Source organism: Pseudomonas sp. HS-18 (assembly GCF_020401845.1).
Classification (GTDB): domain Bacteria; phylum Pseudomonadota; class Gammaproteobacteria; order Pseudomonadales; family Pseudomonadaceae; genus Pseudomonas; species Pseudomonas nitroreducens.
In genome coordinates this window covers 2318051-2330000 of the sequence record NZ_CP084413.1, presented here as the reverse complement: position 1 = coordinate 2330000, position 11950 = coordinate 2318051, and the positions used below count along the sequence as shown (strand labels likewise).

General features: G+C 54.0%; 7 protein-coding genes. 2 read left to right on the top strand and 5 right to left on the bottom strand.

Annotated features, from left to right (window positions below; all coding sequences use genetic code 11):
- Positions 1–511 precede the first annotated feature (511 nt).
- Both LDJ84_RS10905 and LDJ84_RS10900 read left to right on the top strand, forming a co-directional pair.
- On the top strand, positions 512–712 hold the full coding sequence (locus LDJ84_RS10905; RefSeq protein ID WP_226046304.1) for a hypothetical protein: 201 nt from the start codon (positions 512–514) through the stop codon (positions 710–712).
- Positions 713–1305: 593 nt separating this feature from the next.
- A complete protein-coding gene (locus LDJ84_RS10900; RefSeq protein ID WP_034077510.1) occupies positions 1306–2715 on the top strand; it encodes a tyrosine-type recombinase/integrase in 1410 nt (469 codons plus the stop codon).
- 47 nt (positions 2716–2762) lie between these two features.
- Here the strand turns inward: LDJ84_RS10900 and LDJ84_RS10895 are convergent, their stop codons facing one another.
- The 5 genes from LDJ84_RS10895 to LDJ84_RS10875 form a co-directional block, all read right to left on the bottom strand.
- Positions 2763–4763, bottom strand: a complete 2001-nt coding sequence (locus LDJ84_RS10895) for a hypothetical protein (RefSeq protein WP_034077512.1) — start codon at positions 4761–4763, stop codon at positions 2763–2765.
- 74 nt (positions 4764–4837) lie between these two features.
- Positions 4838–5791 (bottom strand): DUF4868 domain-containing protein, encoded by a 954-nt coding sequence (locus LDJ84_RS10890; RefSeq protein WP_034077514.1) that lies wholly within the window; start codon positions 5789–5791, stop codon positions 4838–4840.
- Positions 5792–6367, bottom strand: a complete 576-nt coding sequence (locus tag LDJ84_RS10885; protein WP_034077517.1) for a hypothetical protein — start codon at positions 6365–6367, stop codon at positions 5792–5794.
- On the bottom strand, positions 6367–6660 hold the full coding sequence (locus LDJ84_RS10880; protein WP_052165131.1) for a hypothetical protein: 294 nt from the start codon (positions 6658–6660) through the stop codon (positions 6367–6369). Before LDJ84_RS10880 ends, LDJ84_RS10885 begins: the two co-directional genes overlap by 1 nt.
- A 97-nt stretch (positions 6661–6757) precedes the next feature.
- Positions 6758–11884, bottom strand: a complete 5127-nt coding sequence (locus tag LDJ84_RS10875; RefSeq protein WP_034077519.1) for a RecQ family ATP-dependent DNA helicase — start codon at positions 11882–11884, stop codon at positions 6758–6760.
- Between the last annotated feature and the right edge of the window lie 66 nt (positions 11885–11950).

Genomic DNA, 11950 nt, shown 5'->3' with positions numbered 1-11950 from the left:
TTTAAATCGAGCGTCAACGACTTTTTGCAGAAAGATGACAAAGGGACCACTCCCCTCTCCCTCTATATAGAAAGCAGCACCTTCCTGCAGCCGCGCCAAGCCAGGCACCGCGGCCCCAGCCATACAGCTGAGTCGTTCTACCTATATAGAGGAGGCGCTGCCGAACCTCCCACTTCAAAGCACGCTTGCCAGATTCCTACGCGCTTTGCAGGTTGCCGCCCCGGAAAGCCCTCCTCCATCCTGCGCCCGTCACAGTCAATCCTGTGGCCTGGTTTGACGACCGGAAATGAGATGGCGCGAAAACGCTGAAAGCGCGTGCGGGAAAGAGCGACGGTTTCCTGTAGGCCCTTTCATGCCTGTAGCATTCACTACTGGCTCTATGGCGGATCGCGCGGGGAGACCCTCGGGTCTGCCGGTTCCATCTCCCGGTTCGTCAACCCTGCGCGGTCCGCCACCCTTCGCTTGACGACGACGCGTCGCGGCTCCTCAACCTCGTAGATGGAGCTTCACCATGCAAGACGCTTACATATCTGTCGTATTCCAACGCCACACCTACCAACTCCGCGCAGTCCTGATCGACCGCCAACCCTGGTCCGTCGCCCACGACTTCGCCCTCCTGATCAACGCCCGCCGCCCCTACCGCCTACCCAAGCGCATGGACCCGGAACAGAAACGCGCCGTCATCCTGGAATACCTCAGCGGCTTCCGCTAGGAAGTGGAAGTCATCAGCGAATCCGGCACCTACAAAGCCCTATACCGCCACTAGCATCCCGAACACCGCAACATCGCCAAATGGCTCAGCGACGAAGTCCTCCCAACCCTCCACGACTCCCAGCACATCCCCGACAGCAACCCCCTGCGCGCCTTCATGATCTGGGCCGACCAACGCATCGGCGTCCTCAAGTAGCAAGGGGAAATCTGGATAGCGCGACGAGACCTACCAGCCTTCCTGGCAGCGCAGGATGATTGGCCACTGAGGGACGCGCCGAGCTAGCGGTCGATATAGGGAGTTTTTGAGGGAAGAGAAATGCAAAAAGGCCGGTTGATTGCTGAACCGGCCATTTCAAATTTGGTCGGGACGGAGTGATTCGAACACTCTACCCCTTGCACCCCATGCGCTTATTTGGTGGATTTCCATGGACGCCGATGGACACTGACGGATCGCCTATACCCTAGCAAATACGGGGTATACAGGCTAAATTAGCGTCCATCACGATCCACGAGCATCCACCGACAGCCAAGCGATTCGGTGGGGCAAAAGTGGGGCAAAATTCCAAGGCAGCCGAATCGGGCAAGGGGTAGACGGTGGCAAAACTGACGGCGAAGCAACTGGAAGCGCTCACCGCGGCCGACGACGGCAAGACACTGCGTGAAGATGGCGGCCTGGTCGCCAAGGTTCGCGCCGGAGTAAAAGGCATCACTGTCCTGTTTCGCTACGAGTTCAAACTGGATGGAGCGAAACGCGATCATCGCTTGGGCAGTTGGCCCAAGAAGTCGCTGGCGCAGATTCGCGCCGAGCGCGACGAAGTGAAAGCTACAGTCACAAAGGGGATCGATCCCACTGCCGCCCGCAAGGCCGCCAAGATCGAAGCCCAAGCCGCTATCGCGGCCACCATTGCCGAAGCCGAGCGCCAGGCAGCGGAGAACAAGACAGTCGCCGACCTCTTCGAGGAGTGGATGCGTGATGGCGTATCGCGCCAAGACGGTAATGCCGAACTGCGTCGCAGTTTCACCAAGGATGTGCTGCCACTCATTGGCAAGAAGCCTCTGCGCACCCTGACCGAGAAAGACCTGCTCAACGTCCTGCGCCAAGTCAAAGCCCGCGGCCTGAACCGCACCGTGGTGATCCGCAGCAAGGACATCGGCCAGATGCTGCGCTGGGCCGAGAAACGCAAGCCATGGCGCACCCTCATGGCCGACGGCAACCCGGCAGATCTAGTAGACGTCAACAAGCTGCTCGACCACGACTACGAGGAACAGCGCGATCGCCTGCTCTCTCCCGACGAAATCCGCGAGCTAAGCGATATCTTCGCCCGTCTGGAGCGCGACTACGACGCCCTCCCCGCCGGCCAGAAATACTCCGGTATCCGCCCAGTAAATCCGCGCGTGCAATGTGCCGTCTGGATCTGCCTGAGCACGCTCTGCCGTATCGGTGAGCTGCTCAAATCCGAATGGCGGCATGTGGATCTGGAGAAAGGGACCTGGTTCATCCCTGCCGAGGCCACCAAGGGGCATAAGGGCAAGCGCCAGGATCACCATGTATTTCCATCATCATTCGCGCTGAACCAGTTCAAGCGCTTGAAAGAAGAAACCGGCCATACCCCGTTCTGCTTCCCCAGCAAGGACGAGGAAAGCCACGTCGACACCAAGACGGTCAGCAAGCTGATCGGTGACCGGCAATGCCGTTTCAAGAACCGCAGCAAGCCGCTTACTGGTCGTCATCATGACGACTCGCTGGTGCTGAGCAAGGGCAACAAAGGTGAATGGACACCGCACGACCTGCGCCGTACAGGAGCAACCCTGATGCAAGAGCTGGGGGTCAGCCTGGAGATTATTGACCGCTGCCAGAACCATTTGCTGGGTGGATCCAAAGTTCGCCGGCACTACCTGCACCACGATTACGCCAAAGAGAAGACCGAAGCATGGCATCTCCTCGGAGGCAAACTAGAAGCAATTCTGGCTAAAAACATAACTGACGGCAGAGAAAGGTCTTGACTAGTCAACCATTGCGCCCTTGATCTCATACTGCAGATAGTTGGAATTTAGTTTTTATGCAGACCGAGTTTATCAAATAGCATGCGATTTCGACGCAACGCATCTTTTATCAGCTTATCGTAGGAAATTATTTCTATATAGCCATTCCCGCCCGCCAAGGTATAGAAATAACCTTCCTTGTCAGCGGTTTGATGGTAGCGGCCATAGACCTGGTTGCGCAGAGATGGCGTCAGGTCAGCAATAAGATAACCAGTATAACGCAAGTTTTCCGAGTTGATCAGCCTGCCATCAACATCCTTGACATTGCCCTCAGATATTTCCCGAAATCGTTGAATAACCTGATCCGCAGGATCTTTATCATAATTATCCCGACCAGGCCGCTTAAACTCGATAACGACGATCCCTCCCCCTGGCAAATTGTCCAGTTCGGCAACACCAATTGGGGTATCATAGAAAAACGCAAAAATATCTGGCTCTTTACCTGATGTGCTGCCTAGCCCTGGAACACTGTTTAACTTCTTATCCGAAGTAAGTAGCGTGTGGTAGCACAAACGCTCGTCGATGATCCAAAGGTTCTGCTGCTCAAAGAACACGTCCCTCGACGTTTTCCCCATTGGGAAAATCATTTTGTGCAAGATTTTCTCAAGTGGATACTTATCATCCAAACGCGTCATTTTTAGACTATTATTCACCATATCGAGAATTGTTCGCCGATGAGCAATATAGGCGGCAAGCTGAGCCTTGCCAATCTCATTGGCCTTTTCAGCTATTTCCTGGAATCGTTCTTGATACTTTTCGAATGTTTCTGTTTCAAACAAAGCTGCAACGTGAAGCGCCTCCTTGCGAACGGAATCTTCCATGTCACGTCTGACGCGCAGCAAGGCCTCATCAAGCTTTTCGGGAGATAGCCCTGGCTGGATACGCTGCTCAATGATCTCTTTGTAGCGGGGATGCGTCAGCGCCCGGTATTCTGGGGCCTGCTCCACAAACTTTTCTATTTGTGCACGCTTCTCTTCGTTGGTTGTTTTCAGGTCATCCGCCAGCAGTGGCCTGAGTGTATCTGTTACCCCTCTATGCAACGCTTGACGCGACACAAGCGAATCATCCAAGTCCGGATCATCATCCGATTGGAACGAAATTCGGGTACGCTCCTGGTTAGCGTGGGTATCCAGGTATTCACCGGTGACCAAGACGATCAGTGTGTACGACTCTTGCTCAGAGTCCAGTAACTTCTCAGGTAGTTCCGGCAGTAGATCGCGCAACTTGCTGGTCATGACCTCTCGACCATTTGCACACAGATGAAGATCATGACGTGCACGGCCATCACGATGGCGATAGGCCTGCAATGCAAATGTCTGGCCGGAAATATCGAAGAACTGCTCTTGGATATGGGTCAGCACCGTTGATTCGAACAGTTTGTGCAAATCGATGGGAGCGTGATTGCCTGACTCCAAAATCATCGGAGGACAGGAGCGAGCCGCGAAGCGGATCAGGAAATGTGCAATGACTCTCTCGGCAATAATCTCGGGATCATTTGGCCAGCCACCTTTATACTTGCTACTCATCCCCCGCATTGACACCTGCGTACCACACGCTTCCTGTACTTCAATGGTGGTCTCTGCGCCCTTAAGTTCGTCTTGAATGGAGAAGTCAAATTCGCGCAACATCGCTTTGCCCTGCTGCTTAAACACGCTGCGAACCCGGACGGAAGAGAACACTTTCAGGAAGGTAAACCGCCCAACACCTTTCCCGCCTACCTTCACTTTAGAAAGAGTGTGGGCCTCCTGAAAAGAGGAAATATTCCTATCGTCAAAACCAATGCCATCATCAATAATATCAAATCCATCCAAAATTAATGTCTCGTCGCCACCTTGATGAGCAAGATCGCTCGCCGCAATCAAGCGGATTCGAATCGAATGACTGTGGAAGCCGTCTCTATGCTCTTCAATGGCGTCAATGGCGTTCGATATAGCTTCGAACAGAGGCATCATCGCTTTGGCTTGAGATAGCTCCAAGCGCTCCACCAATCCCTTGATATTAGCCAGCATAAATCACCTTTCTCCGCAGTTCACAAGACCTATTGCTGGATGCTTGGGCAAAGCTTTCGTCCTTTGATGGACCATCACGCAGCACCTCCTGTGGCTACCGGTGCCTTCGCAGCGGAGTCGAATAGCTCATTGTTAATGGGAGATCGCAGTCTGTCATTGTTCAAAAGTTTAAGCAGCAACTCAACGGTTTCTTTCTCAACAACGATCTTGCCCTTGACAATCTTCAGCTCCCACTTTTCGCTGGTATTGACCCTGATCAGCTTCTGCATGTAGTCGGGTTGCTTGTAGTATCCCGACTTTCGGATGGATGAGAGCTTTCTGAGGTGATGGAGATTCGTGCCTACGAACTCCTTGATGATGCCCACATTGTCAAAGATCTTCAGCTTCTCAAAGTCAGCCAGTACTTCATCGCCGTTGGCCTTCATACCTTCTCGAAAGTTCATAGAGCTTTCGAATTGCCGCTTGTTGGCAATGAAGGTAGTGCCCTCATAGACAAAGAAATCGTACCGGGGATCGATCAGGAAGATTTCCTTGTCGTCGAGATCTACCAGTTTATGATCCTGGAAGAACGTGGCGCTCTTCGACTTCACTTTCTTTGGCTGCGTATCAGCATTGATTTTCCGCCAGGCAAAGAGTCGCTTTCCGTCTTTCTCGAACAAAGCGATGTACGCCCATGAATTGAGCAGCTCCTCGTAGGTCTTGGCGTGCGGGTTGTTGAAACCATCGTCGATCGCCGCCGCGACCTTCACAAAGTCGGTGATATCTGTCGAAATAGTGAACAGCGCGTCGTCACCATCCGCATTGTTGAAGTCGTATTCTGAAACATGGAATTCTTTGTTCTGAAGCTGTGCCCTTAGATATCCCCTGAAGCGCCGCTGCAGTTTTGCGTCGATATTTACCCGAAGCATACTGTAATTTGCGTCTTTCTGAACAACCTTTCTTTTGACCAACCAAAAAGTTACCGACCACTTACTGAAGTCGAAAGACTTTATCTCTTTTAGCTGCTTTTTAGCTTTATTAGTACTCATTTATCCCCCTGACTGCTTAGGCTCCGGTTGTGCTGCGATATAAAGATAGTGCGAAAGACGTTCTAACTGGCATGAATCCCCTATGCTGATTGGAACCCGCGTGATCACCATGGCCTGGGTTTCTTTTTCAGCACGTTTGAATGTGCAGTCGATCAGCATGTATCCAGCTATCGCAAGGATTGGATTGATGAACACAGTCTGCGTCCGGTAGGCCATGATGAACAAAACGCTCAGGAAAACCGTGAGACTAAGGAGTGTCTGCCAATCTCCCAGATCAATGCGCATGAAGGACAACATGTAGGGAATTGTATACCCGAACATATCACCGGACTTGTTAGCCGCCTTGGTAATGACAACAGGAAGCCCGCCATCGATCTCTTTCACAGCCCGGAGTGTGATGACACTGCTACCAACCGCCATTAGAAGCAGGATGCCGCTATTGATGGGAGTGTGAAAAAACCAAGGGCTGGAAAGGTCGAGATCCTTGATGGCCAGAATAACCATCAGGGGGGAATATGCACTCAAGAACAGCAGCAGAGAAACCAGCGGGCGTAACCGCAAGGAGGGGTCGCTCATTATTCGACTCTCTCAATTACTTCGAATTTTTGAAGCCACTCTGCGAAATTTTGACATTTTCGCTGGATGGCAGCCACCCCTGCTCCTAGACTAACGGCAATCAGCAACTGCTGACTCAGAATGCGGTTGAGCAGGTGAAATAAGAAAATGAAGTTGAATTTACCCGCACCATTCGCACCATTCAATATGTTGAGGCGACCTAATTTCAGACCACACTCGACAATTGACTTGTAGTCACGCAACACCAATCGTGAAACTTGACTGGAGTTGCTGAGCTGTTTGGTCGTGCTCATTGCATTCTCCAGCGAGTATTGACTCATCGCGCTCCCACGTGGAACAACTCTGCTCAATCTGCTCAATCTGCTCAATCTGCTCTTCAAGCTGTTTAGCTCACCATCCCCTCCCTCTCGGCACAATCACCTCCCAACGCTCACACTTATTCAAATCCCTATACTGCTTCTCACCATCCTCGGCAAAACGCACCATGACGGCCGCGACTTCACATTGATCGAAGCCGATCTGCGGCTGGAATGATTTGGCGGTTCGCCCTACTACGTTGCCTTGCCTGTCGAGCAGTTGATAGCGGCCAGCCTCTTCCTTCAGCGTCAGCGGATCTCCCTCGCGAAGCGCCTCAATCGCCTTGTGTATCCGGGCATGCAGTGATTGACGGCCAGCAAAACCAATGTCGATCTCCTTCAGCGTGAGTTGCTGAAAGCGCACCTCTAGCTCAGGAAGAGGTTTTCCCTGGAAGGCGTGTTGCTGAACGTCCCTCATCAGGCTGCGACTGAATGGGTTGCCGTCAGCAAACTCGCACAACGTCAGGGTCTGTTCGGCTCGCGTCATCCCTACGTAGTACAAACGTCGCTCATCGGCCAGGGTATCGACCTGAGCGCTCCAACCGCCATCCAGCAGGACGACATGGCGGAACTCTAGCCCTTTGGCCGAGTGCACAGTGCCAAGATAGAGGCCTTCCTTCGGCTGTTGGCGCAATTCACGGGCGTAGTCGTACAGCCAGTCGATCAAGGCACCACTGCCAAGCTGACATTCGCCCAGCTCGCCTCGCATTTGCTCAAAGGCGATCTGGAAGAACCCCATCCACTCGGTATCTGCCAACTGATTGCTGCCCGATAGAGACTGCCATGCATCAGCCGCGCACAAAGCGCCTTCGATTTCTCGCAGATAGTCGATTGCAGCCACAAAACTGCGCTGTCGAGTAATGGGTAATGTCGTTTCCTTATCTGCCGCCAGGAAGTAGGGAATATCGTGCTGCTCACACCAGGCCTGGATCGGCCATAGATAGCGGTGCGTCCGTGCCAGAACCGCACAACCGTTCCAGCTCCCCAGCTCACGCGCTAGTAACCTCTCCAACTCCGCCATGGCCGCCTGAGCCTGCAGATTGCCACGCTCACGGTCGCTCGGGTCTATCAGCAGTCGCAGGACCCGGCCTTTCCGCTGCTCGTCCCGCTCCTCCCATACACCACCGGCAGGCTGCTCCATCCGTGCTCTGTCGATCCGGATGGGATTGGCCTCTTTCAAGCGAGTCGGATTCTGGCCAATAAGTTGATTGGCCGCCTTGATGATGCTCAGGGAAGAACGGTAATTATCGACGAGGAAGCTAATCGACGCCTCATAGTCCTCTCGGAAGCGCTCGATATAACGATTGTTGGTATCACGCCAGGCATAGATGTTCTGGTCATCGTCGCCTACAGCCATGATGCATAACCGACCATCTTCTTCCGCATGCCGCCCAGCTAGAGCACTTACCAAACGGTATTGCAGGTCGTCGATGTCCTGGTATTCGTCAACCAGGATATAACGGTATCCGCGCAATAACTGCTCGCGGAGGTCGTCCTCGCCCTCAACATTGCGCTTACCCTCCAGCAACTCGACGGCATCGCTCAATACCTGCTTGAGAGCTCGCTCGTCGACCGTTGCGCCTCGCTCGAAACGGGTTCCGGTCAACCGCATGGCCATGCTGTGATAAGTCAGAACACTGACACCATAAGCATCGGCCCCAACCAGGGCCAATAAGCGTTTGCGAATCTCGTTCGCCGCGTGGCGGTTGAACGTCAGCGCCACGATGCTTGTTGCTAGTACCCGCCGCACCCGCAGCAGGTAAGCGATGCGGTGCACGATCACACGGGTCTTGCCTGATCCCGGCCCGGCCAGTACCAGCCGATTTATGTCGTCATCGTCGGCGACGATCATCTTCTGAGTAGTGCTCAGTGACTCGATGATCGATTTCCATGACTCCTCGCTGGTCGCCAGCTTTAGCACGTCCTCCCGCCCAGCAAAATGGCGCTTGATGAACGCCTGCTTAGAGTCGGTAAAGTAATCCAGCACCAGACTCAACGCCTCAGCCATCTCCTTCAGCGCCACTTCAGCATACTCACGCATCACATGAACCTGAATGCGCTTCTCGCGGTAGTGCTCGTCGAGTCGCAAATAGTCCTCTTTGAGGAAGGTCTTGCGTTTGTCTTCCTTCTTGACCTCAATGGTCATGGCCCGGCGCATGACTGTCATGCCATGGTTGAGGGTCAAAATGTCCTGCCGATGCAGATATAGCAGGACATGCTCAATCACCTTACGGCGCCTGTTCGGTGGAATCAGATGCGGCAGTTCAAGGTCACTTTCGATCACCTGAAGCAATTCGCCGAAACTCGTTTCGACCAGCAGATCCGCACCACGCAATCCCGCCGGTAACTTACCAACCAACAGCTCCAGGAACTTGCTAGCCAACACGCGCCGCACGTCACCAAAGCTAATGATCTTCTCCCAGGAATGACCACCCTTGATGCGCAACTTGAGGTAGTCACGATTAAGCTGCCTAAGCTCAAAGCTGCTGCGCTGCTGACCATCGGCATCATGATCCTGAGCCAAGCTGCGCAACAACCGCAGCACATGCAGCGGGAGCAGCTCCTCTAGTCCTGTCGTTGCCTTGAGCTCAGCGGTCAATGCCGGCAGATTCAGATCCTGCCAACCGCCCTGCTCGGCGTCCGGCGCCTGCTCTGGCAAGCACTGCAGCAACGCCTTTTCCAGCGCCAGGGAGTTCTGCAGACGCTGACTGGAGCCCCCCGCCACACCATGACGCACATACAGCGTTATCTGCGAATCATTGACCAGCAGCCCCATCTCCTCCAATTGTTTAAGGGCGCTTGCAACCTCTTCCGACTCCAGACTGGTCAACTGCATCAACTGATCAGTATTAACCCGCTCATCAGCATCGGCGCTGTAGAGAAAGCGCAGAATAGCCCTGAACTCCTCTAATCGACGTTGCGGCAGCTTGGCCTTCAGCAAGCGCTTCTCGGCCTCCTCCTCGCTCACATCCAGCCGTGCAGGAAAAATCTGCGTATGGTTTTCCTCACGCTTGAGGTAATCACCACGCTCCAGCCAGGCAACCGCCGTAACGACCTTGGTTTCGGCATCCCGCTCATCCACAGAGAAGCTGGTGTCAACATCATCGTCCAACAGGATTTCACCCGCGGTGATAACCAGCTTGCCGCCCTTTCGCCGATTGCTCTCGTTACGCAACTTGCGCAGGATCTGCTGTATGTCACGGATACTGAGTTTCGAGCGCTCACTCATGCCAAACTGGGTTTCGATGTCCTGCGGGTCATACAAAAGCACGCAGCGTGCATCGCACTGATCACGCCCAGCCCTGCCCGCCTCTTGCAGGTAGTTCTCCAGCGAGCCCGGTATGTCGGCGTGCACAACGAGACGGATATCGGCCTTATCCACCCCCATTCCAAAGGCGTTGGTGGCGACGATGATCCTCAACTGCCCAGCCTTGAAGTCGTCCTGAATATCCGTTTTGGTATTGGGCTCCAGACCGGCATGGAAGTGCTTGCAAGGCCACCCTTGACCGATCAGAAAGTCGGAAAGCTCCTCTGCACTCTTACGGCTGGAAACGAAGACGACGGCACCACCCTCCTGACTGTCGAGATGCTCGTGTAGCAAGCGGTCCGTGCGTGACCACTTCTCTGCCCGACTGCAGGGCAGTACATCGAAATGCAGATTCGTCCGCTCATGCCCACCAGGAAAAACCTTGAACTCGATGCCCAGGCTCTCCTTGAAGTGGCTCTGAATATCCGCCAGCACATCCGGCTTGGCCGTCGCGGTAAAACAGCCGATCTGAGCTAGAGAGCCGTCGCCGGTATACTCCCGGATAAAGCGAGATACATAGAGGTAGTCCGGCCGAAAATCACTCCCCCATTTCGAGAGGCAGTGCGCTTCGTCGAAAATCCAGGCACCGATCTGACGTTGGCGGATCGCCCGCCGGAAAGCCTTGTTACGGAACTGCTCAGGCGACACCAGCAGTATGCCGACATCGCCCATCTGGATCTTTTCCAGCACTTCGGCACGCTCCGGCATAGTCAACAAGCCATTCAGTGTCGCGGCGCACTGGACGTTGCGTTCCAGCAACCCATCCACCTGATCTTTCATCAACGACTGCAGCGGCGAAACGATGACGGTAAGGCTGCCATTACGATGGAAACTGTTGAGCGCCGGCAACTGATAGCATAGCGACTTGCCCCCACCGGTCGCCAAAATGGCTAGCACATGCTGGCCACGCATGCCGGCAAGCACGATGTCGTGCTGCAAACTCATCCCTGGCTTTTCATAACGGAAATCGGGGAAACCGAAATAGCGCTTCAGTTCGTGGCGTGGGTCGTGCGTCGTCTGACAATATTGGCAACCATCCCACTCACACGGCACATCACGCAGTTCGGAAATTAGCCGGCCAACCTCCGGAAACTGATGCCGAACCCAGGGAGCCAGCACCGAGTTACCACCGGATACACGGAGCCAGGCCAGAGCATAGGCCAACGACCAATGCAGTTCTTCTCGTTGAAGATCCTCATCGAGCAGTTGCTCCAGTCGTGTCCGACATACTTTCAGGTCTCGCGACAGCGACGGGTCCACCTCCTGCAGCAGTTGCGGAATCAGCGTCCTGAGTTCGGATAAAGGGGCAGGAGATTGTCCACTTAAAGATGCGAAGAAAGCCCCCAGGTCGCTCTTGAGGCTCGGAGCCAGCAACGCCTGATAGCAGAGCAGCTCCTTTTGGTTGACCTCCTTCAACTGAGTGAAGGCCTGGCGTTGATCTTGAAAAAGAACCAACGTCGAGCGGCAGTCGGACAAGGGTGAGTTGAGGCTGTCACGGATAAGTTTGTAATCCTTGATTAGCCGGTGATACGGGTTCTGAGGAAAGGCCAGTGGTGATAAACGTAACGTATCAATGACTGGCAGAGCATGCAGAGTCATGCTAGGCAAGTGTTCGCGCAGTATGGGCAAGTCATGTTCAATGACATTGTGCCCAAGTACGAAGCTCGCTCCCTCGGACAGCGCATCCAACTGCTGCAAAGCAGAGAGAGGGTTTCCAGATACCTTTAGCTCCAACTCCGCCCCGGAATCTGGCCGCAAGGCACCGACCATCACGATAGAGGCAGGTTGCCGAGCCTTGGCCGGTACTACCTCCAGATCGAATACCAACCCCTTAGGTTGAGGAAGAGACGACATCAAACGAGCATTCCCTGCTTAAGATATTGCAGCAATCATCATTCAACGAATGAGCGTTGAAAAGTG